Genomic DNA, 25,199 nt, shown 5'->3' with positions numbered 1-25,199 from the left:
GGTGCCGGGCGCATTGCTTTGTTGCGTCGCTTGCACAGGCACCAGCCTGTGCTGCGCAACGACGCCGCGCACTGCATCCCGGCACCTCGCGTTCGCACTCGTGGCTATTGATGAAATGAGTTCTAGTCAACAGCAGTAAATTTTTAAGTCTGGTGTTACGCCATCAGCCGGAAGCAGCGGGAATACAGTTGGATGCACAGGGCTGGTGTGATATCGACGACTTGCTGCAAGGCGTGGCGCAACACCACGCGCCGCTCAGCAAAGAAACACTGATGGAAATCGTTGCTACGAATGAGAAAAAGCGTTTTGCCATCAGTGATTGCGGTCAGCGTATCCGCGCCAGTCAGGGACACAGCATCGGGGTTTCGCTTGGCCTGCAAGCGGCAACACCGCCAGCCACGTTGTATCACGGCACGGCCAGCCGCTTTCTGGACAGCGTTCTGCAAAACGGCTTGCAAAAGCAAAGCCGCCAGCACGTGCATTTGTCAGCCAGCCTCGATACCGCCATTGCCGTCGGCAGCCGCCACGGAAAGCCAGTGGTGCTGACGATAGATTGCCCGGCCATGCAGGCAGCCGGACACCTGTTCTATTGCAGCGAAAACGACGTCTGGCTGACAGATTCCGTCCCCGCTGCCTGCCTGAGGCTGATGGATTAATCGATTGTAATTGTGCCTGAATCCGCATTTGCTCAGAAAAACACCACCCCGGACGCCCACTGTTTTCGCGGACGTCTGGGAAAAATGCCTGTTTTCTTGTGCAGAACGCCGCATTTTGGCTGATTTCAGCCTGCTGTCGCGGTCAGTGTCGCTGTTACGCGCTGGCAGGGCGCAGCACTGGCTCTGACGATGAAGCGTTGCGCCGTACCGGCAAGCTCTGCGCTATGCCAAAACTGAGTTCAAAGAAAGTGAAAATCAGAATCAGGCTGGAGAAACCGTGTTGCCAGGCGTAGAGTTGCCACAGGCAGAAAAGGTAGCGGGCGACTGCATCCAGCCGTCCCGTTACTATGTCGGTTCGCAGGATGCGCAGTAGTGACCATACAAATATGACGCTGCCCATCAGGTTGGCAAACAAATAGTTCGCCGTATTCAGATCATGCATTTGTCCGGCAAATTGCCAGTAATGGTGCTGATGCCGGAGGATGCTGTACAGAATGTCCATCGTCCACGGGGTGATGAATGGCAAGGTCACCAGTAAGTCAAACCAGGCGCTGGCTTTTACAATGCCGTGATAACGTGTTTCACTGATCATGTCGATCCCTTTCATTGTCGAAGAACTGGCAGCGTAAACCCTGAAGTACACTGCATGGTCAAGCCTTATCCGGAGCAAAAATGCGAATTGGTGAATTAGCGCAACAGACCGGCGTCAGTCGCGAAACCCTGCGCTTTTATGAAAGTCTGGGCTTATTGCAGGCGCGGCGCAGCAGCAATGGCTATCGTGATTACGACAGTGCAGTCGTGTTGCTGGTGACTTATATACGCCGTGCGCAGGGGCTGGGATTCAGTTTGCAGGAAATCGGTCAGCGGCTGCCGGAAGTCTGGCAAAGCGTGCATCCGGAAAGCAAGATGCGCGAAATCCTGCAACAAAAACTCAGTGAGATTGACGTCCGCATTAATCAGCTGGCGGAATTAAAACAGCAACTGAGTGAACAACTGATGCAGGATTGTCCGCTCAGAAATTGCTGAAAAAATCACTGAGTGCCGCCGCCTGTTTGCGGGGTATCGCAGCAAGATCGCAGCGCCGCGGCTGGCACAGCATTGGCGAAACAGAACAAGCGCAGAGCAAGTCTTGTGCAGACATCGCCATTTGGCACTTTTTGCACCACCCCGGAGCGCCACTGTTTTCGCGGACGTAGGGGAAAAATGCCTGATTTCTTGTGCAGAACACCGCATTTCGGGTGTTTTGGGGGGATTTAACCTGTTTCATGTCACTTACAGCCTGTTCAGGACAAATAAGGCAACCGGCGCACTCTGAAACGGCGGCGGAACTTTTCTGCAATAAAAAAGCGGCCACTCAGCCGTAATGCAGTTCAGTTAAGCGTGATATTGCTCATTTTAGGTGTGTGCAATTTTGGCTGCCGCTATAAAAAGGCCACTTCGGAGTCATCCAAAGTGGCCTTTTTGTTCCTTAACTGAACAGCATTAGCCATTCAACCTGCAAACGCCTGTAATCACCGCTCAGCTTTGCAGTACGTTCAGTACGCCATCCAGACCGCAGACATTCAGGGCGATGCTGGCTTGCTGGCGTACCACGGGTTTGGCGCGGAAGGCGACGGAGAGGCCGGCGATGTGCATCATTTTTAAGTCGTTGGCACCGTCGCCCATCACGATGGCGGCGCTGGTCGGGATGTTCAGTTGCTGGCAGACGGATTCGACGGTACGGCGTTTCTCTTCTGCATCCACAATCACGCCGGTGACGCGGCCTGTCAGTTTGCCGTCTTCAATTTCCAGCACATTCGAATGATGGAAACTCAGGTTTAAACGCTCTTTGACGCGCTCGGTAAAGAAGGTGAAACCGCCGGACACCAGCAGCGTGCGCAGACCGGCGGCTTGCGCGGCGGCGATCAGGCGTTCTGCGCCGGGTGAGAGTTGCAGGCGCTCTTCATACACACGTTGCAGGGCGCTGGCATCTAAGCCTTTCAGCAAGGCGACGCGGCGTTTCAGGCTTTCCTGAAAATCCAGTTCACCGCGCATCGCGGCTTCGGTGATTTCGGATACCTGCGGTTTCAAACCTTGCATATCCGCAATTTCATCGATGCATTCAATCGTGATCAGCGTGGAATCCATATCCATCGCCAGCAGGCCGAAATCCTGCAGGCTGCGTTGTTCCGGCAGCGCGGCGAAATCCAGTTGCTGCGCTTCGGCCATGGCGCGCCATGCGGCAATCTGTTCGTCGCTGGCGCTGGTGTGCAGACGCACGGCGGCGTCATGCAAGGTCTGCAGGCTGGCACCGGCCTGCGTCGCGATTGCATTTGCGCAGGCCAGTTGCGCTGCGTTCAGGGCTTGCGGGCTGTGCAGGGTCAGGAACTGAGGGGAATTCATATCAGTGCAATGCTTTCATCGTTTGTTTGATTTGATTCACGCGGCTGGCGAGGTCGGGCATGCTGGCGGTGATGCGCAGTTTGTCCTGACCATTCAGACGGATATGCTTGTTCTTTTGGACCAGCTCGATAATCCGCATTGCATCGACCGGTGGATTCGGTTCGAACTGCAGGGTGATGGCTTCAGCGTGTGCGTCGATTTTCATAATGCCCAGCGGTTTGGCGGCAACCCGCAGGCGGTGGGTTTCTAACAGGGATTTCACCGGCTCCGGCAGCAGGCCGAAGCGGTCGATTAATTCTTCCTGCAAATCATCCAGCTGCCCCGGCTTGCTGCAATTTGCCAGACGTTTGTAGATAGACAGGCGTTCATGCACGTCGCCGCAATATTCATTCGGCAGCAGGGCAGGGATGTGCAGATTGATTTCGGTGGTGGTTGCCAGCGGCGCAGCCAGATCCGGTTCTTTACCGTTTTTCAGGGCGCGCACGGCTTCGTTCAGCATGTCGGAATACATCTGGAAGCCGATTTCATGCATTTCGCCGGACTGGTTATCGCCGAGCACTTCACCGGCGCCGCGAATTTCCAGATCGTGCATCGCCAGATAAAAGCCGCTGCCCAGTTCTTCCATTTGCTGAATTGCTTCCAGACGGCGTTCAGCCTGCTTGGTTAAGCCCTGTACATCATGCACCAGCAGATACGCATAAGCCTGATGGTGTGAACGGCCAACGCGGCCACGCAACTGATGCAACTGCGCCAGACCGAATTTGTCGGCGCGGTGCATGATGATGGTGTTGGCGGTCGGTACGTCGATACCGGTTTCGATAATCGTGGTACACAGCAGAATGTTGTAGCGCTGGCTGACGAAATCACGCATGACTTTTTCCAGATCGCGCTCATGCATCTGACCATGTGCAATCACCACCCGCGCTTCCGGCAGCAGCGCTTCCAGCATGGCTTTGCGGTTGGCAATGGTTTCGACTTCATTGTGCAGGAAGTAAACCTGACCGCCGCGCTTCAGTTCGCGCAGACAAGCTTCGCGGATCACGGAATCGTTCTCACCGCGTACAAAGGTTTTAATTGCCAGACGTTTTTGCGGCGCAGTCGCAATAACCGAGAAATCGCGCAAGCCTTCCAGTGCCATGCCCAGCGTACGCGGAATCGGCGTCGCAGTCAGCGTCAGTACATCGACTTCAGCACGCAGATTTTTGAGGGCTTCTTTCTGACGCACGCCGAAACGGTGTTCTTCGTCGATGATGACAAGACCGAGGCGGGTGAATTTCACATCGTCGGATAGCAGTTTGTGCGTGCCGATCACGATATCGATCGTGCCGTCTGCCAGCCCTTTGATCGCTTGCGTGACTTCTTTGCCGGTGCGGAAACGCGAGAGTTCGGCGATGCGTACCGGCCAGTCTGCGAAGCGATCCGCAAATGTCTGTGCATGTTGTTCTGCCAGCAGCGTGGTTGGCGCGAGGATGGCGACTTGTTTGCCCCCCATGACTGCGACAAATGCAGCGCGCAGTGCAACTTCGGTTTTACCAAAGCCCACATCGCCGCAAATCAGCCTGTCCATCGGACGACCGGATGTCATATCCTGAATCACCGCCTGAATCGCTGCTGCCTGATCCGGTGTTTCTTCAAAACCGAAACTGTCGGCGAAAGCTTCATAATCACGTGCAGAATATTCAAACGCATGGCCTTGCCGCGCAGCGCGGCGTGCATACAGGTTCAGCAATTCGGCGGCGGTATCGCGGATTTGCTGCGCCGCTTTGCGTTTGGCTTTTTCCCACTGGCCTGAACCCAGGCTGTGCAGTGGCGCATCGTCCGGCGCAGCGCCGGAATAGCGCGAAATTACATGCAGATGCGCAACCGGCACATACAGCTTGGTTTCTTTGGCGTATTCCAGATGCAGGAATTCGGTATCGCCTTCTCCCAGATCCATGCTGATCAGACCCATGTAGCGGCCGATGCCGTGCTGGCTGTGAACCACAGGATCGCCGATTTTGAGTTCCGACAGGTCGCGCACCATGTGGTCGACCTGTGTGGTGGCTTCCTGTTTTTTGCGTCCGGCGCGGCGCGGTGTGCCAGCGTACAGTTCCGCTTCGGTAATCAGCGTTATGCCTTGCTGCAGATTGGTATAACCGCGATGCAGCGGCATCACGGTCAGTTGCAATGCTTCGCTGCCGGTCAGGAAATCCTGAAAATTATCTGCGCCGACCGGCTGAATCTGAAATTCATTGAAATACTGCATCAGCGTTTCACGACGACCTGCGCTGTCTGCGCAAATCAGTACGCGCTGGCCTTTTTTCAGCAGGAAGCTGCGCAGATTCACCAGCGGATCATCGGCACGACGATTCACACCGACATCCGGCACCGGTGCGCTGACTTCATTCGCTGGCGTTGCCGCATCTGCGGCGGGTAATACCCAGCGTGCAAACGGTTTCAGCAAGGTATAAAAATCTTCATCGCGCAGAAAAACCTGTTCCGGTGCGAGCACTGGCCGTTCGCGGTCACTCTTTAAAAACTGATAGCGCGAACGGGTATCTGACCAGAAGCGCTGCATGGCTTCATCAACACCGCCGGACAGCGCAAAGTAAGTGTGCTCAGGCACATAGTCAAACAGCGTCGCGGTTTCTTCAAAAAACAGTGGCAGATAATATTCAATACCGGCAGCGGCAATGCCATTACCCATGTCTTTGTAAATTGCGCTGCGTGAAGGATCGCCTTCAAAACATTCGCGCCAGCGGCTGCGGAAATAGGCGCGTGCATTGTCATCCATCGGGAATTCACGTCCCGGCAGCAAGCGGATTTCCGGCACCGGAAACAGCGAGCGCTGCGTATCGGCATCAAAAGTTTTGATGCTTTCTATGCTGTCATCGAACAAATCCAGACGGTAAGGCAGCGCCGAACCCATAGGGAATAAGTCAATCAGCCCGCCGCGTATCGAATATTCACCCGGCGACATCACTTGCCCGACATGGCTGTAACCAGCCAGCGTCAATTGCGAGCGCAGCTTGGCTTCATCCAGCCGGTCGCCTTTTTTGAAGAAAAAAGTGTAGGCCGCTAAAAAGCCGGGCGGTGCCATGCGGACCAGCGCCGTCGTTACCGGCGCCAGCAACACATCGCATTGTCCGCTGCGGATTTCATGCAGCGTCGCCAGCCGTTCAGACACCAGATCCTGATGCGGAGAAAACGCATCGTAGGGCAGGGTTTCCCAGTCCGGCAGCAAATGGCAGCGCAGTTCCGGCGCAAAACACGGGATTTCTTCGAGCAAACGCTGCGCGTCGCCGGGGTTCGCTACCAGCACGGTCAGCATGCGTTTGTCGGCTTTCAACTGCGCAGCGCAGTCCGCCAGGACTTGTGCATCAGCAGAACCATGCAAAGCAGGCAGGGCAAAACGGTGACCGGGTTTGGCGAGCGGGAAAAATGGAGAAGATGACATCGCGGCAGAAATTCTGTTTGGGTTCTTACATGCAGGCGGAAGCAGGCAGGTTCGGGCAGTTTGCTGCGCGGGGTATGCCGGTTTGCTGTCCGCGGTTACAATGTGGCAAGAGAGTTGGCTATTATAGTTCAAGGGCGGCGGCATGGCTTCCGCCCGTTTTTATGTGTTGGTAAGGTGAGTCTTTTGTCTTTCACAAATTCTGAAAATCCTGCAAGCCAGTCTGCGCCTGCACCGCGCTATATTGCGTTGATTCCGGCGGCTGGCGTTGGTGCGCGCATGCAGTCAGCTTGCCCGAAACAGTATCTGCAACTCGGTCAGCAAAGCATACTGGCGTGGACGGTGCAGGCATTTTTGCAGCATCCGACCATTGCACAGGTCGTAGTGGTCGTCAGTGCGGCCGATGCCTATGTGGATGAAGCCCTGAAACCGGATGCACGCCTGCAGGTATTACGCTGCGGCGGCGAAACCCGTGCCGATTCGGTGCGTAATGGTCTGGAAGCGATCCGCGCACAGGTACGTCGCGATGACTGGGTGCTGGTACACGATGCTGCGCGTCCCGGATTGAATCAGACGCTGATTGATGCACTGATCGCAGCGCTGAAAGAGCATGCTGTCGGTGGTTTGCTGGCGCTGCCGGTGGTGGATACAGTTAAGCGTGTGGAAGGCGGGCAGGTTGAAACTATTCCGCGCGACGGCTTGTGGCTGGCGCAAACGCCGCAAATGTTCCGTTATGAATTACTGTGTCATGCGCTGGATGCCTGTCCGGACGTGACCGACGAATCCAGCGCAGTAGAAGCGCTGGGGCTGGCACCTTTGTGTGTGCCCGGCCATCCCTGCAATCTGAAAGTGACGCGGCCCGGAGATCTGGCGCTGGCGGCCTTGTATTTAGGAGTTTCTGCTGATGAATAAACCGGTTTTACCTTTCCGCATTGGTCAGGGTTATGACTGTCACGCACTGGTCGCTGAGCGCGATCTGATTATCGGCGGCGTTAAGATCCCGCATCATCTGGGTTTGCTGGGTCACTCCGATGCGGACGTATTACTGCATGCGATTACCGATGCCTTGTTCGGCGCAGCGGCGCTGGGTGATATCGGCCGCCATTTTCCGGATACCGATCCGCAATTCAAAGGCGCAGATTCGCGCGTGTTGTTGCGTGAAGCGGTGCGCCGCCTGCATGCCGCCGGTTACCGCGTCGGCAATCTGGATGCGACCGTGATCGCGCAAAAACCCAAGCTGGCACCTCATATTCCGGGCATGGTGGAAAATATTGCGGTGGACTTGCAGGTTGATCTGAGTCAGGTCAATATCAAAGCCAAGACCAATGAGAAACTCGGTTATCTGGGACGCGAAGAAGGCATTGCTGCTGAAGCCGTGGTTCTGATTCTGGCCAATTGATACCGGCGTATTCAACCCGATATACAGTCCGGCCTGTTGTACATATTAAGGAGATCGCTATGCCACGTGAACAATTAAAACAATTACTCGGTCAGTTGCAAAACGAACTCGACCAGACCCGTTTCCTCGACGATGAAGCCCGCTCCATGCTGGAAGAGTTGCATGAGGATATCGAGGATGTACTGGATGCGGAAAAACAGCAGGATGATCCGGTCTACGCAACCCTGCGTGAACGTCTGGTTGCCGCATCCGCCCGTTTCTCTGCGCAACATCCGACACTGGATGCGGCCTTGCGTGAAATCGGTACGATGCTGGGCAAAATCGGTATTTAAATACTACAGGCAACATTAGCAGCCAGTATTTGTAAGCCGCGAAGTATACAAACCACCGTCAGTGAAAGCTGCCGGTGGTTTTTTATTGGCCGCGCTGTGGCAGGTATTACGGGTATCGCAGGTACCGTCGGGAGGGAATTCCGGTAAACAGACAACAATTGCGGGCAATATCGCGCGGATTGCTCCCGTCAGTAAGGGCATGGTTGTGCAAATATCGTCATTTGTGATTTCCGGAGCCCCGGACTTTCTGCCGACGACCGCCAGATCGCCATGCTGAAATCCGCATTTGAGGCATTTTCGGCCGGATTTCAGGCAAATTTCCCGCGAGTCGCGGTGCTGCCTTCAAAACAGATCAAATGCAGGCCGTTTCTGGCAAGCCTGATTGCGGGTTTGCACCGGCAATAATCTGCCGCCAGCAGACTTGTTGCAGCTTTGCGACAGCAGCTTTGTGCTGGACTGTGTAATCGCGGTTTGCGGTGTGTTTTGCAGGACATTTTTCCGGAAAAACGACAGCCGAAAACATGCATGTCATATTCGGTGCGTAAAAAACGGGTGTCGTAAGTCCGTTTTTTGCGGCAAATGTTGCGATGTGAAACGCCGGTTTCATATCGTGAAATTATGCGGTGCCGCGCACAAGAAAAATATCTCACAGACAGAAAGGTGATTTCGTATCACGGAATGACGTGTTTAAGTATTTGATTTTAAACGAATAAAAAAATTAAAGATGTCTTATATAAGACCTTGTTGCTGCGCAAAAATTCTCCTATGATGGTTTCAACGGGTTAGCAAATTTTTCGAATTTCTTCTCACACATTTCATCACTTACCTCTGGAGAACATGATGACGACACGCGAACAACAAGTTGCTGAATTGCAAAAAGACTGGGACACCAATCCACGCTGGAAAGGCGTAAAACGCAACTACACAGCAGAAGACGTGATCCGTCTGCGTGGCTCGGTTCAGGTTGAGCACACACTGGCGAAAAACGGCGCACTGAAATTGTGGGATCTGGTCAATAACGAGCCATTCATCAATGCACTGGGCGCGCTGACCGGTAATCAGGCAATGCAGCAAGTGAAAGCAGGTCTGAAAGCGATTTACCTGTCCGGCTGGCAGGTTGCGGGTGACGCGAATCTGGCGGGTGAAATGTATCCTGATCAGTCTCTGTATCCGGCAAACTCAGTACCGCAAGTGGTTAAACGTATCAACAACACACTGACCCGCGCTGATCAGATTCAATGGTCTGAAGGTAAAGACGATATCGATTTCTTCGCACCTATCGTTGCAGATGCAGAAGCCGGTTTCGGTGGCGTGCTGAATGCGTTTGAACTGATGAAAGCCATGATCGAAGCAGGCGCTTCCGGCGTTCACTTTGAAGATCAGCTGGCGTCCGTCAAAAAATGCGGCCACATGGGCGGCAAAGTACTGGTTCCTACCCGTGAAGCTGTAGAAAAACTGAATGCAGCGCGTCTGGCAGCGGACATCATGGGTGTGCCAACCGTGATTCTGGCACGTACCGATGCAGAAGCCGCTGATTTGCTGACTTCCGATGTCGATGAAAACGACCGTCCTTTCTGCACCGGTGAACGTACATTCGAAGGCTTCTACCGTACTAAACCAGGTCTGGAACAGGCAATTTCCCGTGGTCTGGCTTACGCTGAATATGCAGACATGATCTGGTGTGAAACCGGCAAACCGGATCTGGAATTTGCACGTAAATTCGCAGAAGCGATCCATGCGAAATTCCCGGGCAAACTGCTGGCGTACAACTGCTCGCCATCGTTTAACTGGAAGAAAAATCTGGATGATGCAACGATTGCAAAATTCCAGAAAGAACTCGGCGCCATGGGTTACAAATTCCAGTTCATCACACTGGCTGGCTTCCACTCCCTGAACTACTCGATGTTCAATCTGGCACACGGCTATGCACGCCGTCAGATGTCTGCCTTCGTTGAATTGCAGGAAAACGAATTCGCAGCGGCGGAAAAAGGCTTTACCGCGGTTAAACATCAGCGTGAAGTTGGTACAGGCTACTTCGATGCAGTAACCCAGACAATTCAGCAAGGTCAGTCTTCCACGACCGCGCTGCACGGTTCTACCGAAGATGAACAATTCTTCGATAGCAAAAAAGTCGCTTAATCTCTCCCTCTGAGCGACAGTGAAAAAGAAAAAACGGTGCTGCGGCACCGTTTTTTTTGTTGCTGATGATCAGCGGCGAATATGGTTACTGACGATTATCTTTATCAATAAACATATTTACGAAATGAGTTCTGCTTATTGCTGACGCAAAGCCTGCTGGCGCTTACGCTCACGCAATAAAATGCCGCCGTATTTACTGCCTTGTACCGTGTAACGCTGCCACAGACGGCGTGGCTCTGACAGTAAGCGCCACAGCCATTCAAAGCCAATTCTCTGCATCCACAACGGTGCGCGTTTTTTCTTATTCAGCGCAAATTCCATAGCAGCGCCAACGCACATCACAACCGGTGCATGCAGACCGGCAGGCAATTCCTTGCGTAAGCGGAACGCAAAATATTCCTGTTTCGGCATGCCGAGGCAAACGAACACGAAATGCGGCTGTAAGTCGATGATCTGACGGATGGCGGCATTGGCTTCGTCGCCATCGGTAGTAAATTGCATCGAAGGGCAGAGCAGACTGATTTGCAGGCCGGGATAAATCCGTGCAAAGTCAGCTTTTAATTCTTCTTCCTGACCCGGCATACCGCCCAGCACAAATACACGCAGTTTTTCAGTGACCGCGCTGCGGCACAGGCTGACAAATAAATCCGCGCCGGTTACGCGTTCCGGCAAACGGGCGCTGCTCATACGGCTGGCCCAGACCACCGGCATGCCGTCAGCAAAAATATAATCAGCCGTTTTGTACAGTTGCTTGAATTCTACCTGCGCATCCAGCCGCACAATATGATCAACGTTCGGTGTCACCACAACTTTCGGCCGCCCGCTGCCTTGTTTTGCAGCGTCCAGCAAACTGCGGTGCGCTTGCGCAAAATTCTCGGTACGGATGGATAATTCGAATAAATCGATAGTCTGTGAATGCACGGCTGGCTGATTCATAATCGTTTGCAAAGAAAGTTTGCCCGATTATCTCAGAACTGCGTGCTTTTCTGCGCTTTATCAGCGGGGAACAGGCTATTTTTCGTGCTGAACAATGGCATGATGCTGAGATAAATGCCTGACAATTCAAAGGAAATGAAGTGAAACGCACACGTATCAAAATTTGCGGACTGACTGAAAAACAAAATCTGAACATGGTGATTGCGGCCGGTGCCGATGCGATCGGACTGGTGTTTTATCCGCCCAGCCCGCGTTTTGTGACAGCGCAACAGGCAGCAGATTTGCTGCAGGATATGCCGCCGTATGTGACGGTCACCGGTTTATTCGTCAATCCGACGGAACAGGAATTGATGGAAGTCGTGCGTCAGGTGCCATTGCAGTTACTGCAGTTTCATGGGGATGAAACACCGGCCCGGTGCGCTGCGCTGGCTGCTGCAGCTGGCTTGCCGTTTGTGAAAGCTTTTCGCGTCAGGCCTGACACAAGGCCGGAGGATTTGCTACAATCAGACTCGGCTTTTCGCTCGGAAAGCCGTTTATGTCATGGTCTGTTGCTGGATACCCATGTAGAAGGGTACGGTGGCAGTGGAAAGGTATTCGATTGGTCTCTCGTTCCAAAAGAGCTCGCGCCTCGGGTCGTTTTGAGTGGTGGCTTGAGCGTTCAAAATGTCGCTGGTGCTGTTGAGCAACTGCGTCCGTTTGCGGTCGACATCAGCAGTGGTGTTGAGCGCAGCAAAGGAATGAAAGACGAACAGAAAGTCCGCGCCTTTATCGAACAGGTGCGGATTGCCGATCAGACTGCGACTGCATGAGGCGTATGCCTCTGTCAGCGCATACGACAGACAGGACTATCATGAAAGAAATCACCCCAGAAGGTGCAGCATTTGCTGCATCCTCAGTCAATGCACCGGCAGCCATGTTTCAGGCTGCAACCTACCAGTTTCCCGATTCACGCGGCCATTTCGGTCCTTACGGCGGCACCTTTGTGTCAGAAACCTTATCGCATGCGATATCGGAGCTGAAAAAAGCCTACGCGCGTTATCAGCATGATCCGGCATTTCTGGAAGAATTCCGCCGCGAACTGAAATACTTCGTCGGTCGCCCGTCACCTGTGTATCACGCACAGCGCTGGTCTGAAATTGCCGGTGGCGCCCAGATTTTTCTCAAACGCGAAGATCTGAACCACACTGGCGCACACAAAATCAATAATGTGATTGGTCAGGCCTTGCTGGCGAAGCGCATGGGCAAACCGCGTGTGATTGCAGAAACCGGCGCGGGTCAGCATGGCGTGGCAACCGCCACCATCTGCGCGCGTTTTGGTCTGGAATGCGTGGTCTATATGGGTTCGGAAGACGTGAAGCGTCAGGCGCAGAACGTGTACCGCATGAAATTGCTGGGCGCTACCGTGGTGCCGGTGGAATCCGGTTCCAAAACCCTGAAAGATGCGCTGAACGAAGCGATGCGCGACTGGGTTACGAATGTTGAAAACACCTTTTACATTATCGGCACGGTAGCGGGTCCGCATCCTTACCCGATGATGGTGCGCGATTTCCAGAGCGTGATCGGTGAGGAATGCCTGTGGCAAATGCCTGAGCTGACCGGACGTCAGCCGGATGCGGTGGTTGCCTGCGTGGGTGGTGGCTCAAATGCGATGGGGATTTTTTATCCGTATATCGATGAAAAACAAACCCGCCTGATCGGTGTTGAGGCTGGTGGTGACGGCGTTGAAACCGGTCGCCATTCTGCTTCGCTGACGCTGGGTTCGCCGGGCGTGCTGCACGGTAACCGTACTTATCTGTTGCAGGATGAAAACGGGCAGGTGATTGAAACCCATTCGGTATCTGCCGGTCTGGATTATCCGGGCGTCGGTCCTGAGCATGCATGGTTAAAAGACACTGGTCGCGCAGAGTATGTGACGATCACCGATGAAGAAGCACTGAAGGCTTTCCATGATTGCTGTCGCATTGAAGGCATTATTCCGGCGCTGGAATCCAGTCATGCACTGGCTTACGGTGTGAAACTCGCGGCAACCTTGCCGAAAGATAAAATTATCCTGATTAATTTGTCCGGACGCGGCGATAAGGATATGCATACCGTAGCGGAACGCGCAGGTCTGCGCTTCTGATGCCGTCAGCCGCCCGTATGCAGATGCATCACGGGTGGTTGTTCATGACTCTTTCCGGAAAATATCATGTCAAGAATTCAAAAAACTTTATCCGATTTGCAAGCGCAGGGTAAAAAAGCCCTGATCCCGTTTATTACTGCCGGTGATCCGTCTCCGCAACTGACAGTGCCATTAATGCATACGCTGGTCGAAAGCGGTGCCGATATTATCGAGCTTGGCGTTCCTTTCTCTGATCCTATGGCAGACGGCCCGGTGATTCAGCGTGCGTCAGAGCGCGCGCTGAAATTTGGAGTTGGGCTGCGGGATGTATTACAATGCGTCCGCGAATTTAGAGTAAACAATCGAAACACCCCCGTGGTACTGATGGGCTACGCCAATCCGGTAGAACGTATGGGTGTGGAAACGTTTATTTCTGCTGCGTCTGAAGCCGGTGTTGACGGTGTGCTCATCGTTGATTATCCGCCGGAAGAAAGCAGTGAATTTGCTGCTGCCCTGCGTGCAGCTGAGATGGATGCAATTTTCCTGCTGGCGCCGACTTCCACTGCGGAAAGAATTGCGCAAGTAGGACAACTTGCATCCGGTTACGTCTATTATGTCTCTCTGAAAGGCGTTACCGGTTCGGGTCATCTGGATCTGAGTGCGGTGGCAGACATGATGCCGCGTATCCGTGAACATGTCAGTGTGCCGGTTGGTGTCGGCTTTGGTATCCGTGATGCGGAAACAGCCAAAGCGATTGCTTCTGTGTCAGATGGTGTGGTGATCGGTTCCCGTATCATCCAGCTGATGGAAGAAGCAGGTCCCGAAGGCGCGGCAGCTGCGGTAAAATCATTTGTTTCGGGGATACGGCAGGCACTCGACGCCTGACCACTGCGAAACACCCCGGCAGCAATATGCTGCATAAAGGAGAAAACATGAGCTGGTTAGAAAAACTGTTACCACCACGCATTCAGCGTTCTGAATCCGGTGCGCGTAAATCGATTCCTGAAGGTCTGTGGGTCAAATGCCCGTCCTGCGAATCCGTACTGTACCGTTCCGATCTGGAAGCGAATATTCATGTTTGCCCGAAATGCAGCCACCATATGCGTATCCGTGCGCGTGAGCGTATGGATGCGTTGCTGGATGCAGGCGGCCGTTACGAAATCGGCCAGGAAGTGCTGCCGGTCGATTCCCTGAAATTTAAAGACAGCAAAAAATATCCGGATCGTCTGAAAGACGCGCTGGAAACCACCGGTGAAACCGATGCGCTGATCGTGATGGGTGGCTCGATTATGTCGGTGCCGGTCGTTGTGGCTTGCTTCGAGTTTGAATTCATGGGCGGTTCCATGGGTTCTGTTGTTGGTGAACGTTTTGTACGCGGCGCACAAACCGCGCTGGAGCAAAAAGTGCCGTTTATCTGCTTCACCGCAACCGGTGGCGCACGTATGCAGGAAGGTTTGTTGTCGCTGATGCAAATGGCAAAAACCACTTCCATGCTGACAAAACTGGCTGAACAAAAACTGCCGTTTATTTCTGTGCTGACTGACCCGACCATGGGTGGTGTTTCCGCATCGTTCGCTTTCATGGGTGATGTGGTCATCGGTGAGCCGAAAGCACTGATCGGTTTTGCCGGTCCGCGCGTGATTGAAAACACTGTTCGCGAGAAATTGCCTGAAGGCTTCCAGCGTTCTGAATTCCTGTTGCAAAAAGGTGCGATCGATATGATCGTAGACCGTCGCAAAATGCGTGAAGAGCTGGCACGTTTGCTGGCGCTGCTGCAAAATCAGCCTGCCGAAGCGGTTGCCTGATTTTTTGCGTATCATTCCGAAAGCCCGTGCAGTTTCTGCATGGGCTTTTTTCGTATCCGTAAGTAAAGATTATGTCGCGTACACTACAAGAATGGCTGTCTCTGCTGGAACAGCGTCATCCGAAAGAAATTGATATGGGTCTCGCGCGCGTCAGCGCAGTGCGCGACCGTATGGGTTTGCAATACGATTGCCCGGTCATTATGGTCGGCGGCACCAATGGCAAAGGATCGACCTGCGCCATGCTGGAATCGATTTTGTTGCAGGCCGGTTATCGTGTTGGTTTGTACAGCAAACCGCATTTCCTCGACTTCAACGAACGTGCACGTATCAATGGTGAAAACTGCAGCGATGCGCAACTGGTGGATGCCTTTGAAAAAGTGGAAACCGCGCGTGCGGACACCTCGCTGACGTATTTCGAATTTACTACCTTAGCGATTTGCCGTTTGCTGGCAGATGCACAACTGGATGTGGTGATTCTGGAAGTTGGTCTGGGCGGACGTCTGGATGCAGTGAATGTGGTGGATGCGGATGTGTCGATTGTGACCAGCATCGATATTGATCACGTTGATTATCTGGGTGACACCCGCGAACTGATCGGTTTTGAAAAAGCCGGCATTTTCCGTCCGGGCAAAGTGGCCGTATGCAGCGATCCTGCGCCGCCACAATCGCTGATTGATCATGCAGAAAAAACCGGTGCGGATTTGTGGCTGTTCGGGCGTGACTTCAATTACAACGGCGATAAACAACAGTGGAATTACGGTGGCCGCAATCAACGCCGCAATTCGCTGGGTTATCCGAGTCTGCGTGGTGCGAATCAGTTGCTGAATGCAAGTGCAGTGCTGGCCGCGCTGGAAGCACTGAAAGACCGTTTGCCGGTCGGCGCACAGGAAGTGCGTTCCGGTCTGGTCATGGTGGAATTGCCGGGCCGCTTCCAGGTATTGCCGGGTCGTCCGTCGATTATTCTGGATGTCGCCCATAATCCGCATGCTGCTGCTGCGCTGGCACAAAATCTGGATAACATGGGTTTTCATCCTTACACCTATGCCGTGTTTGGTTCCATGCTGGATAAGGATATTGACGGCGTGCTGGCGCACATGGGTGCGAAAGTTGATCACTGGCTGGTGACTGATCTGCCATTGCCGCGCGCTGCGACGGCGCAACAGCTGGAAGAAAAACTGCGTGCCAGCGGCGCGCTGAACGAAGCAGAAAAAACCGTGTCCTGCTTTACTTCGCCTGAAGAAGCTTACCGTTCAGCGGTGAGTAAAGCGGGTGAAAATGATAGAATAGTAGTATTTGGCTCGTTCCTGACAGTTGCAGGTGCGATGCGTGCGCGTCGCGCTCGTTAAGCATCTGCAGGGTATTCGGCCAACCGGCTTTGTTCGCAGTTTTTATTCGGATAATTCAGCAAATGGGTTTGTTCTCGCGATTAAAAAATAAAGATAATGCGTCTGAACGATCAGATGACAGAGAATTCCGCTCGCGTGCAGAACTCGACAGTCTCGATACACGGCAGCGCGGGAAAAAAGACCGGGAACAGCCCGCACGTCGCAGCAGAAACACAGATGATCCGCTGCTACCCGAAAAAAAACGGGCGCGCCGGCGGCTGATCGGTGCGGCAGCACTGGCGCTCGCAGCAGCCGTTGTGTTGCCCATGGTGCTGGATACCGAACCGAAGCCGGTTGCGGATGATGTGCAAATCCGCATTCCATCCAAAGACAAGGCACCGGAACTGGTCGCAGAGCCGGTAGCACCATCAAAATCGCGTCCTTTGCCGGAAACTGACGAGCCGGAAGAAATTATCGAACCGGCGCCACCTGTCAGATCAGCAGAAAAAAAAGCCGCAACACCAGCTGACAACAAACCTGCAACCAGTACGCTGGTCGCGCAGAACGATGTAAAACCTGTTGTGATTGATAAACCCAGAACACCGGAGCCGGTGGCGAAGGCTGAGCCAAAACCTGAGCGTAAGCCAGAGCCTAAGCAGGAAACCCGCACAGAACCCAAGCCGGAACGTAAGCCCGAAGTAAAACCGGAACCCAAGCCGGAAGTAAAGCAGGAAGTCAAAACCGCCAAAGCTGAACCGGCTAAAGCCGAACGTAAGCCGGATCATCCTGAAAAAAAGGATGAATCAAAATCTGCGCAAAAGCGTGCCAGTGATGATGAAACAGCACGCGCAATGGCAATTCTGGAAGGAAAATCTGCGCCAGCCAAACCGGCAGCCAGTAAAGTAACGATGCAGGTTGCAGCACTTGCCAGTCAGGAAAAAGTAGACGAATTGCAGGCAAAACTGCGCAGCGCCGGTGTTTCATCGTATACGCAGAAAGTGTCGACCAGTCAGGGCGACAAAATCCGTGTGAGGGTAGGACCGTTTTCCTCGCAGGAAGAAGCAGACAGGGTGAAGGCAAAATTGTCCGGCCTCGGTCTGAATGCCACTGTGATACCTAACTGACGCGGGGATTGCTGTGACGCTCTTTGATTACATCGTGATTCTGATTATGGTGTGTTCCGTTATCATCAGCCTGATGCGCGGACTGGTCAAAGAAATCCTTTCGCTTACCAGCTGGGTAATCGCCTTCGTCGTCGCGAATGCCTACAGCGATGCGCTGGCCCAGCTGCTCCCTTCGGTCGTTCCCGGACAAATCGTCCGCCTCATTGTTGCCTTTGTCGCCTTATTCATTGCCGTGCGCTTGTTAATGGCGCTGGTGTCTCTTGCCGTCGATGCGGTCATCAAGGCCAGTGGTTTATCACTGGCAGATCGCGGTCTGGGCGGCTTATTCGGATTTGCCCGTGGTTGTTTATTTGTGATTGCCGCCGTCATGGTGTGCGGCATGACTTCGCTTCCGCAGCAAGCGTTCTGGAAAAACGCGATGTTCAGTCCTTTAGCTGAAACCGCAGCGCAGACGGTGATGCCGTGGCTGCCGCCGTCGATTTCCAGCCATGTACAGTTTTGATTTGTTTCTTTTTTAGGAGTCCACCATGTGTGGCATCGTAGGTGTAGTTTCCAATAATCCGGTTAATCAATTGATCTATGACGCGCTGCTGTTGCTGCAGCACCGCGGTCAGGATGCCGCTGGTATCGCTACCAGCTATGGCAACAAGTTTGCTATGTACAAAGCAAACGGTCTGGTCAAAGACGTATTCCGTACCCGCAACATGCGCTCGCTGCCGGGCAATATGGGTATCGGTCAGGTACGTTATCCGACCGCTGGCAGCTTCAGTGAAGAAGAAGCGCAGCCTTTCTATGTGAATGCACCATTCGGTATCGTGCTGGCGCATAACGGTAATCTGACCAATGCACCGGAACTGAAATCCGAATTGTTCAAACGCGACCGTCGCCACCTGAACACCGACTCTGATTCTGAAGTGCTGCTGAACGTACTGGCGCACCAGATCCAGCAGGAAACCTCCGGCTACTCGCTGGACCCGGAAGCACTGTTCCGTGCAGTAGCCGTCGTGCATCAGCGTGTACGTGGTTCCTACGCGGTGGTAGCGCAGATCGCCGGTTACGGTTTGCTCGCCTTCCGTGATCCGTTCGGTATCCGTCCGCTGTGTATCGGCTACAACGACAATGAAAAAGGCCGCGAATATATTCTGGCCAGTGAATCCGTTGCACTCGAAGGCCTGGGCTTCCGCTTCATGCGCGACGTTCAGCCGGGCGAAGCGATTTTCATTGATATCGACGGCAATCTGACAGCTAAACAATGCGCAGTGAATCCGGTACTGAATCCTTGCGCGTTTGAATACGTGTATCTGGCGCGTCCGGATTCCGTGATCGACGGCGTATCCGTGTATCTGTCCCGTCTGAAAATGGGCGAATATCTGGCAGAAAAAATGAAATCGCAATTCGGCGCAGGCGACATCGACGTCGTCATGCCGATTCCGGATTCTTCCCGTCCTGCCGCGATGGAACTGGCGATGAATCTGAATCTGGATTACCGCGAAGGCTTCATCAAAAACCGTTACATCGGCCGTACCTTCATCATGCCTGGTCAGGCTTCCCGTAAAAAATCGGTGCGCCAGAAACTGAATGCGATCGGCTCTGAGTTCAAAGGCAAAAGCGTCTTGCTGGTCGATGATTCCATCGTGCGCGGTACCACCAGCCGTGAAATCGTACAGATGGCACGTGAATCCGGCGCGAAGCGTGTGATTTTCGCGTCCGCAGCGCCACCGGTCAAATTCCCTAACGTCTACGGTATCGACATGCCAACCCGTGGCGAACTGATCGCTTATGGCCGTACCGAAGAAGAAGTCTGTCGTGAAATTACCGCCGATGCGCTGGTGTATCAGGACGTCGATGCGATGCGCAAATCGATTTTCGATCTGAACCCGTCCCTGAAAGGCGTGGAAGCTTCCTGCTTCGACGGTTACTACGTGACCGGCGACGTCACTGAAGCTTATCTGGACAAACTGGAAGCCTCCCGCAAAGCACCGCGCGCCGACACAGAAGACACCATCCGTTCGCCACTGAACCTGAACCGCGCGAATCTGGACTGAACCTGAACGCCGGCATCTTCCGGCAATCAGCATAAACAAATGCCGCTCAGCCTGAACACTGAGCGGCATTTTCTTTTGTTGCGCTTGCCAACTGCGATCGCTGCGGAGCACTGGCCTTGCATCGCCTGTTGGTGGATTTGCACGCCGGACACCTGAATGCATTGCCCGCAACGCCTGTAAAACCCTCAAAAACACCCCAAATGCGGATTCCGGCATACCAATCCGGCTGTCGTCGGCGGAAACTGCGGGTGTCCAAAAATGCTTAGTGCGGACTTTGGCATAGTCTGCGCTTTTTTTGCAGTCAGAACAGCGCGAGTCGGGGGAGGTCGGGATGGCTAGCGGCAAGACATACCGAAGCCGCTGAATCGAATGAAACCGCGAATTATTATGTCTCTTTTGTAAATAAAAAGTGCTAAATGAATTGTTTGCTTAGCTGCCCTGAGTTTTAATTCGTCGTCGCCGTATGAAAAAATCCGGCATCGTTTTACTGCTGAAGTTACTCCGTGAAGGGATACAGAATGCCAAACCAAAGCCTGAACGCACGCATACCAGCGTACAAAAATGCTTTTGCCAGCGGTGAACTCCAGCAAACTTATCAGGCGCTGGTTGGCATTGTGCAGAACCTCAGAACGGAATTTTCAAAAAAGTACGAAGGTGAATTTGCAGTTGCAAACGTTCTGCATGGCTACATCGATTTCACGTATTTCTATCTGCAGAACGATTTTCTGAAAACTAAAAAACTCAAGCTGGCACTGGTGCTGAATCACAAAAACGCGAATTTTGAGTTGTGGCTACTCGGGCAGACGAGGGATATTCAAAGCCATTACTGGAAAAAACTCAGCGGAACGAAGTGGGTGAATACCGAAGTGATGCCGGAATATTCGGTTTTTGAGGTTGCATTGCTTTCTGCGCCGGACTTTGATGATGCGGCGAAGTTGTCGGCATCGGTACATCTTCAGTTTCAGACACTGTGGCGGGAAATTTCAGAAGTGCTGGCATTGTGTGAGTAATGCCATCTTTTCAGACACTGGTATCAGCAGGGGGGGCAGTAGCCGAATGCGCCGGATTGCTTCCAAGGTTGTCAGCAAATGCTTTAACTTGAGAAAATGCGGCAAAGGAAGAGGTATATCCGTTATCGGAAGACCCCGAATTAGCAAAAATTGCCCCAATTCCTCCAAAAACACCCCAAATGCGGATTCCGGCACAGCGATCTGGCGGTCGTCGGCAGAAAGTCTGGTTCTCCGTATATGCGGGATGACGAACTTTGCACAGTGTAATGACTCGCAGGCGGCTCAAAAGCGGCAGGTAAGTAGCTGCGGAGCAGGTTTTTGTTTCATTTCTATACAAAACTCCGGGGCACAAAAGGCGGATGCGGCGGTCAGATTCCCTACAATACGGGCAGCCAGCATCGTTGACGCGTCGCCAGTCTTGCTCTGTCTGCTACACCATCGTGTAGCTACTGTTTATTTTTGAGCCTATCCCATGTTGAATCCACCATTAAACCAGCGCATGTTGCCGCTGATGATTGCAATTTCCACTGCCTATGGCGCATTTCCGGCCACGGTGCTGGCGCAGGAAGTGCAGCAGACTGAAAAAACGTCTGAGAAAGCACAGGAAAAAACTGCTGAAAAACCGGCAGCGCGTACGCCGGATAAAGCCCGTGCGCTGAAAAAAGATGGCCAGCCTGCTGACGGTGTGCAGAAAGTGACGATTTCCGGTGGTCGTACTGATGTCGAAGAGCGCCGTCAGTCGACAGCTGCCAAAATGATTTTCGGGCGTGAAGAGCTGGATCGTAACGGCGACAGCACGATTGGCGAAGTGCTGAAACGCTTGCCGGGTGTGACCACCGGTGGCCGCGCAGGGCGGGGCGGGGATATCCGGATGCGTGGCATGGGCAATGGTTATACCCAGATTCTGATCAACGGCGAACGCGCACCGCGTGGATTTTCAATGGATTCGCTGTCGCCGGATCAGGTTGAGCGCATCGAAATCGTACGTGGCGCAGTGGCGGAGTTCAGTACGCAGGCAATTGCCGGAACGATCAATATCGTTTTGCGTGAAGAATACAAACAGAAAAATACCGAAATCAAAGCGGCGCTGGCCAGCGAGCAGGGCAGGCTGGCACCGAATGTGTCGGTCAGTGTGCCGGGTGAAATCGGGAATCTCAGCTACGCGCTGAATATCACGGTATCGCGTAATAAACAGCATGATGAAGTGCAGACCGATTCGGACGAAAAAAATACAGCCGGTGTCGATACGCTGGTGCAGCGTCAGCGCGATGTGACGCACCGTGAAACGAAAAGCATCAATATGAGTCCGCGTTTCAACTATCGTTTTGATAATGGCGATACGCTGATGTTTCAACCGTTTCTGATGATGAGCCGCAGTGAATCCGGCGTGGATTCTGTGGTGGACCAGATTTACCGTGCGCCGGATTATTTCGGCCCGGCCGGATTTGCGACTGCCACGTCCAGCGTCAGCGCTGAGAACCGGTTCATTCGCGGTTTTGGTAACTGGCAGCACCGTTTTGCGGATGGCGCGAAGCTGACAGTGCGCTTCGGCGGCGGTCTGGCGCGTATGGATAGCAATAGTCAGCGTTTTCAGTTTGACCGCGCTGGCAATTTGCTGGATCTGATCACGGATGTTAACAACACTCATGACAAAAGCCTCAACAACAGCGGTAAATGGCTGCAGCCTTTCGGTGAGTCGCACACCATCGCCGCTGGCTGGGAACTGGAAGGCAGTCAGCGTTCTCAGGTCAGAACGTCGCTGGATAACGGCAAGCCGCAATACGCGGATTCCGGTGACAATCTGGATGCAGGCACGCGCCGTCTGGCCTTGTATGTACAGGATGAATTCGATATCACGCCGCAGCTTGGCGCTTACGCCGGTTTGCGCTGGGAGGGCATCAAAACCCACAGTACCAGCAGCGGCCGCGTGGTGGATAACACCAGCAAGGTCTGGAGTCCGGTGCTGCACGGCGTCTGGCGCATTCCTGAGACCAAAGATCAGGTACGTCTGAGTTTCGCATCAACTTACCGTGCTCCTGCGCTGAATGATCTGATCGCGATTCCAAGCATTTCAAATCAGAACAGCGCAACCCGCCCGGACCGTACCGGAAATCCGGCGCTGAAACCGGAATTGTCACGTGGTGTGGATCTGGCGTATGAGCATTATCTGAGCCGTGCGGGTGTGATGAGTGTGAATGTGTTCATCCGCAGCATTGATGATCTGATACGCCGCCGTACCGTGCTGACGGATACAGCCACTGGCCCGCGCTGGGTATCGTCGCCGGTGAATATCGGTCATGCGGTCACCAAGGGTATTGAAGCGGATGCAAAATTCCCTTTGCAGGAATATTTTCCGGACGGGCCGGCGATTGATGTGCGCGCCAATTACAGCCGTTACTGGTCTTCGGTGGATGATATTCAGGGGCCAAACAATCGTCTGGATTCTCAGCCAGCACAAACGGCGAACTTCGGGCTGGACTACCGCGTCAGTGGCATTCCATTGACGCTGGGCGGCAATATCAACTGGACACCGGCGTATTACACCCAGAGCAGCAATACACAGCTTTTGTACTCAGGTGTGAAACGTCAGATGGATGTATTTGCGTTATGGAAATTCTCGCCAACTATGCAGCTACGTTTGTCCGCGAATAACCTGAGCCCGCGTGATGCGATCAGCAGCAATACGGTGACGACTGGTGGTATTTACCGCGAAGACGACACCGTAGCGCGAACTTACACCACCTTTAGCCTGCGCTTTGAAATGAAGATTTAAATGAAGATCTAAGTGCAGCAGAGCAGCAGCGGCGCAAGTATCCGTGCAGGAGTACAATAGCCGCTGTTGTTTCTTTTTCTGACTGGCATCATGTTGTCTTCCCTGAACGCTGATTTGCACAGCCATTCGACCCGCTCGGATGGTGTTTTAACTCCCTCCGCGCTGGCAGAACGCGCCAAACGTAACGGTGTCGAATTATGGGCGCTGACGGATCATGATGAAGTCAGCGGCATTGCCGAAGCGCGCGCAGCTGCGGCGGATTTACGGATGCCGTTTATCGCCGGTGTCGAAGTGTCGGTCACATGGGCCGGTAAAACCGTGCATATCGTCGGGCTTGGTATTGATGAAAACAATAGCGAGTTAAAAGAGGGGCTGCGCCAGACTCGCTCAGGTCGTGAGCGCCGCGCGCAGGATATTGCTGCGGAACTCGAAAAAGCGGCAGGCATTCGTGGTGCTTATCAGGGCGCGATGCAATATGTCGGCAATCCTGATCTGATTTCCCGCTCGCATTTCGCTCGCTTTCTGGTTGAAAAAGGGGTGTGCAAGTCGGTTTCGGAGGTGTTTCAGCATTATCTGGCAGATGGAAAACCAGGCTTTGTGCCACACCGCTGGGCGAAGCTCAGTGATGCGCTGGGCTGGATTCAGCAGGCGGGCGGCGTTGCCGTAATTGCGCATCCGGGACGTTACGATCTGACAGAACTCGCGCTGACTTCGCTGATGGATGAATTCAAACAGCTCGGCGGCGTGGCAATTGAAACCGTTACCGGCAGCCATACGCCGGATCAGTATGCGGAGTTTCATAATATTGCGCGCCGCATGCAGTTCGACAGTTCGCGCGGTTCCGATTTTCATTCGCCCGATGATTGCGAAGTCGACATCGGCTTTTTGCCTGCACTCAAGCCTTCTGCGACGCCGGTCTGGCATCGCTGGCAGCAATTGCTGTAAGCGGCTGCACAGATTTGTGGCGCAGACCGCTTGCTTTTTCCCTTTACGTACCGATATCTGAAATAATGGCGCCTTTATAAGGTGCCTTGAATTCGCCAATTAGCGTATGAGCCAGTTTTTTCAAATTCATCCGGAAAACCCGCAACCCAGACTGATTAAACAGGCTGCCCAGATTATTCATCAGGGCGGCATCGTCGCTTTGCCAACAGACTCTTGCTACGCGCTGGTTTGTCATCTGGATGATAAGGATGCGGTCACACGTCTGCGCCGTATCCGTGGCGTCGATGAAAAACACCATCTGACCTTGCTGTGCCGCGACTTATCGGAAATCGCCAATTACGCCAAAGTCGATAACCGTCAGTACCGTGTACTGAAGGCAGCGACGCCGGGGCCATTTACTGTGATTCTGGAAGCAACCAAAGAAGTGCCGCGTCGCCTTAGCCATCCTTCCCGTAAAACCATCGGTTTGCGTGTGCCGGAACACAAAATTGCGAATGCCTTACTGGAAGAGCTGGGGCAGGCTTTGCTTGGTACAACACTGATTTTGCCGGATCACGATGAGCCGCTGAATGATGCTGAAACCATCCGCGACGCCCTCGAAAAGCAAATTGAACTGGTCATCGACGGTGAGGCCTGCACCATGACGCCGACCACGGTCATCGATATGACATCTGACGATCCTGTGCTGGTACGCCGGGGGCGTGGTGATCCGCGCGTGTTTGGTCTGGATGATCAGGACTGATCCGTGCCGCAAAACTCCTGTATCGTTTTACCGTTCTCTGTATTTACCCTGA

21 protein-coding genes and 1 pseudogene are annotated in these 25,199 nt (G+C 53.5%); 18 read left to right on the top strand and 4 right to left on the bottom strand.

Going from position 1 to position 25,199, the window contains the following annotated elements:
- Positions 1 to 137: 137 nt before the first annotated feature.
- Positions 138 to 656: pseudogene (locus tag KDM89_RS18365) on the top strand (RNA 2'-phosphotransferase); the annotation flags it as partial.
- Between the two features lie 154 nt (positions 657 to 810).
- Here KDM89_RS18365 and KDM89_RS18360 read toward each other — a convergent pair.
- Complete coding sequence (locus KDM89_RS18360; protein ID WP_212689377.1) at positions 811 to 1,248, bottom strand: hypothetical protein; 438 nt, start codon at positions 1,246 to 1,248, stop codon at positions 811 to 813.
- Between the two features lie 80 nt (positions 1,249 to 1,328).
- Between KDM89_RS18360 and KDM89_RS18355 the strand changes: the two genes are divergently transcribed.
- Positions 1,329 to 1,682 (top strand): MerR family transcriptional regulator, encoded by a 354-nt coding sequence (locus KDM89_RS18355; RefSeq protein ID WP_212689376.1) that lies wholly within the window; start codon positions 1,329 to 1,331, stop codon positions 1,680 to 1,682.
- A 492-nt stretch (positions 1,683 to 2,174) separates the two neighbouring features.
- Here KDM89_RS18355 and serB read toward each other — a convergent pair whose 3' ends face one another.
- Complete coding sequence (gene serB, locus KDM89_RS18350) at positions 2,175 to 3,038, bottom strand: phosphoserine phosphatase SerB (RefSeq protein WP_212689375.1); 864 nt, start codon at positions 3,036 to 3,038, stop codon at positions 2,175 to 2,177.
- Position 3,039: 1 nt separating this feature from the next.
- Positions 3,040 to 6,474 (bottom strand): transcription-repair coupling factor, encoded by a 3,435-nt coding sequence (mfd, locus tag KDM89_RS18345; protein WP_212689374.1) that lies wholly within the window; start codon positions 6,472 to 6,474, stop codon positions 3,040 to 3,042.
- Between the two features lie 174 nt (positions 6,475 to 6,648).
- Here mfd and ispD point away from each other — a divergent pair, with 174 nt between their 5' ends.
- The 4 genes from ispD to aceA all read left to right on the top strand — a co-directional run bounded on the left by ispD (position 6,649) and on the right by aceA (position 10,341).
- On the top strand, positions 6,649 to 7,383 hold the full coding sequence (ispD, locus tag KDM89_RS18340; protein WP_438947530.1) for a 2-C-methyl-D-erythritol 4-phosphate cytidylyltransferase: 735 nt from the start codon (positions 6,649 to 6,651) through the stop codon (positions 7,381 to 7,383).
- Positions 7,376 to 7,870: a 2-C-methyl-D-erythritol 2,4-cyclodiphosphate synthase gene (ispF, locus tag KDM89_RS18335; protein ID WP_212689373.1), complete on the top strand. Its 495-nt coding sequence runs from the start codon at positions 7,376 to 7,378 to the stop codon at positions 7,868 to 7,870. Before ispD ends, ispF begins: the two co-directional genes overlap by 8 nt.
- A 59-nt stretch (positions 7,871 to 7,929) precedes the next feature.
- Positions 7,930 to 8,202: a DUF4404 family protein gene (locus KDM89_RS18330; protein WP_212689372.1), complete on the top strand. Its 273-nt coding sequence runs from the start codon at positions 7,930 to 7,932 to the stop codon at positions 8,200 to 8,202.
- A gap of 840 nt (positions 8,203 to 9,042) precedes the next feature.
- Positions 9,043 to 10,341, top strand: coding sequence for an isocitrate lyase (gene aceA / locus KDM89_RS18325; RefSeq protein ID WP_189355731.1), 1,299 nt, complete (start codon positions 9,043 to 9,045; stop codon positions 10,339 to 10,341).
- Between the two features lie 135 nt (positions 10,342 to 10,476).
- On the opposite strand, the gene KDM89_RS18320 is transcribed toward aceA, so the two are convergent.
- Positions 10,477 to 11,277, bottom strand: coding sequence for a WecB/TagA/CpsF family glycosyltransferase (locus KDM89_RS18320; protein ID WP_212689371.1), 801 nt, complete (start codon positions 11,275 to 11,277; stop codon positions 10,477 to 10,479).
- A 140-nt stretch (positions 11,278 to 11,417) separates the two neighbouring features.
- Between KDM89_RS18320 and KDM89_RS18315 the strand changes: the two genes are divergently transcribed.
- The 12 genes from KDM89_RS18315 to KDM89_RS18260 all read left to right on the top strand — a co-directional run bounded on the left by KDM89_RS18315 (position 11,418) and on the right by KDM89_RS18260 (position 25,147).
- Positions 11,418 to 12,086: a phosphoribosylanthranilate isomerase gene (locus tag KDM89_RS18315; protein WP_212689370.1), complete on the top strand. Its 669-nt coding sequence runs from the start codon at positions 11,418 to 11,420 to the stop codon at positions 12,084 to 12,086.
- A gap of 41 nt (positions 12,087 to 12,127) precedes the next feature.
- Positions 12,128 to 13,399 carry a tryptophan synthase subunit beta gene (trpB, locus tag KDM89_RS18310; RefSeq protein ID WP_212689369.1) on the top strand — a complete coding sequence of 424 codons (1,272 nt, stop codon included), beginning with the start codon at positions 12,128 to 12,130 and terminating at the stop codon, positions 13,397 to 13,399.
- A gap of 66 nt (positions 13,400 to 13,465) precedes the next feature.
- A complete protein-coding gene (gene trpA / locus KDM89_RS18305; protein ID WP_189355039.1) occupies positions 13,466 to 14,263 on the top strand; it encodes a tryptophan synthase subunit alpha in 798 nt (265 codons plus the stop codon).
- Between the two features lie 47 nt (positions 14,264 to 14,310).
- A complete protein-coding gene (accD, locus tag KDM89_RS18300) occupies positions 14,311 to 15,183 on the top strand; it encodes an acetyl-CoA carboxylase, carboxyltransferase subunit beta (RefSeq protein WP_189355040.1) in 873 nt (290 codons plus the stop codon).
- A 71-nt stretch (positions 15,184 to 15,254) separates the two neighbouring features.
- Positions 15,255 to 16,529 carry a bifunctional tetrahydrofolate synthase/dihydrofolate synthase gene (folC, locus tag KDM89_RS18295; RefSeq protein WP_212689368.1) on the top strand — a complete coding sequence of 425 codons (1,275 nt, stop codon included), beginning with the start codon at positions 15,255 to 15,257 and terminating at the stop codon, positions 16,527 to 16,529.
- A gap of 62 nt (positions 16,530 to 16,591) precedes the next feature.
- Positions 16,592 to 17,632 carry an SPOR domain-containing protein gene (locus tag KDM89_RS18290; RefSeq protein ID WP_212689367.1) on the top strand — a complete coding sequence of 347 codons (1,041 nt, stop codon included), beginning with the start codon at positions 16,592 to 16,594 and terminating at the stop codon, positions 17,630 to 17,632.
- Between the two features lie 13 nt (positions 17,633 to 17,645).
- Complete coding sequence (locus KDM89_RS18285) at positions 17,646 to 18,134, top strand: CvpA family protein (protein WP_212689366.1); 489 nt, start codon at positions 17,646 to 17,648, stop codon at positions 18,132 to 18,134.
- 25 nt (positions 18,135 to 18,159) lie between these two features.
- Entirely contained in the window at positions 18,160 to 19,677 is a 1,518-nt protein-coding gene (purF, locus tag KDM89_RS18280; protein ID WP_212689365.1) for an amidophosphoribosyltransferase, read from the top strand.
- A gap of 518 nt (positions 19,678 to 20,195) precedes the next feature.
- On the top strand, positions 20,196 to 20,687 hold the full coding sequence (locus KDM89_RS18275) for a DUF7000 family protein (RefSeq protein WP_212689364.1): 492 nt from the start codon (positions 20,196 to 20,198) through the stop codon (positions 20,685 to 20,687).
- 472 nt (positions 20,688 to 21,159) lie between these two features.
- Entirely contained in the window at positions 21,160 to 23,460 is a 2,301-nt protein-coding gene (locus KDM89_RS18270; protein WP_230427965.1) for a TonB-dependent receptor plug domain-containing protein, read from the top strand.
- Between the two features lie 90 nt (positions 23,461 to 23,550).
- Positions 23,551 to 24,405 (top strand): 3',5'-nucleoside bisphosphate phosphatase, encoded by an 855-nt coding sequence (locus tag KDM89_RS18265; protein WP_212689363.1) that lies wholly within the window; start codon positions 23,551 to 23,553, stop codon positions 24,403 to 24,405.
- Between the two features lie 106 nt (positions 24,406 to 24,511).
- Positions 24,512 to 25,147, top strand: a complete 636-nt coding sequence (locus KDM89_RS18260; protein WP_212689362.1) for an L-threonylcarbamoyladenylate synthase — start codon at positions 24,512 to 24,514, stop codon at positions 25,145 to 25,147.
- Positions 25,148 to 25,199: the final 52 nt, after the last annotated feature.

Source organism: Cognatundibacterium luofuense, assembly GCF_018139685.1.
Lineage (GTDB): Bacteria > Pseudomonadota > Gammaproteobacteria > Burkholderiales > Burkholderiaceae_D > Undibacterium > Undibacterium luofuense.
This window is presented reverse-complemented; position numbering and strand designations above follow the sequence as displayed.

What these genes read in the sequence shown, in the direction of transcription:
- KDM89_RS18360 (WP_212689377.1), bottom strand. Translation starts at nt 1,248, where the DNA reads ATGATCAGTGAAACACGTTATCACGGCATTGTAAAAGCCAGCGCCTGG.
- KDM89_RS18355 (WP_212689376.1), top strand. Translation starts at nt 1,329, where the DNA reads ATGCGAATTGGTGAATTAGCGCAACAGACCGGCGTCAGTCGCGAAACC.
- serB (WP_212689375.1), bottom strand. Translation starts at nt 3,038, where the DNA reads ATGAATTCCCCTCAGTTCCTGACCCTGCACAGCCCGCAAGCCCTGAAC.
- mfd (WP_212689374.1), bottom strand. Translation starts at nt 6,474, where the DNA reads ATGTCATCTTCTCCATTTTTCCCGCTCGCCAAACCCGGTCACCGTTTT.
- ispF (WP_212689373.1), top strand. Translation starts at nt 7,376, where the DNA reads ATGAATAAACCGGTTTTACCTTTCCGCATTGGTCAGGGTTATGACTGT.
- KDM89_RS18330 (WP_212689372.1), top strand. Translation starts at nt 7,930, where the DNA reads ATGCCACGTGAACAATTAAAACAATTACTCGGTCAGTTGCAAAACGAA.
- aceA (WP_189355731.1), top strand. Translation starts at nt 9,043, where the DNA reads ATGACGACACGCGAACAACAAGTTGCTGAATTGCAAAAAGACTGGGAC.
- KDM89_RS18320 (WP_212689371.1), bottom strand. Translation starts at nt 11,277, where the DNA reads ATGAATCAGCCAGCCGTGCATTCACAGACTATCGATTTATTCGAATTA.
- trpB (WP_212689369.1), top strand. Translation starts at nt 12,128, where the DNA reads ATGAAAGAAATCACCCCAGAAGGTGCAGCATTTGCTGCATCCTCAGTC.
- trpA (WP_189355039.1), top strand. Translation starts at nt 13,466, where the DNA reads ATGTCAAGAATTCAAAAAACTTTATCCGATTTGCAAGCGCAGGGTAAA.
- accD (WP_189355040.1), top strand. Translation starts at nt 14,311, where the DNA reads ATGAGCTGGTTAGAAAAACTGTTACCACCACGCATTCAGCGTTCTGAA.
- folC (WP_212689368.1), top strand. Translation starts at nt 15,255, where the DNA reads ATGTCGCGTACACTACAAGAATGGCTGTCTCTGCTGGAACAGCGTCAT.
- KDM89_RS18290 (WP_212689367.1), top strand. Translation starts at nt 16,592, where the DNA reads ATGGGTTTGTTCTCGCGATTAAAAAATAAAGATAATGCGTCTGAACGA.
- purF (WP_212689365.1), top strand. Translation starts at nt 18,160, where the DNA reads ATGTGTGGCATCGTAGGTGTAGTTTCCAATAATCCGGTTAATCAATTG.
- KDM89_RS18275 (WP_212689364.1), top strand. Translation starts at nt 20,196, where the DNA reads ATGCCAAACCAAAGCCTGAACGCACGCATACCAGCGTACAAAAATGCT.
- KDM89_RS18270 (WP_230427965.1), top strand. Translation starts at nt 21,160, where the DNA reads ATGTTGAATCCACCATTAAACCAGCGCATGTTGCCGCTGATGATTGCA.
- KDM89_RS18265 (WP_212689363.1), top strand. Translation starts at nt 23,551, where the DNA reads ATGTTGTCTTCCCTGAACGCTGATTTGCACAGCCATTCGACCCGCTCG.
- KDM89_RS18260 (WP_212689362.1), top strand. Translation starts at nt 24,512, where the DNA reads ATGAGCCAGTTTTTTCAAATTCATCCGGAAAACCCGCAACCCAGACTG.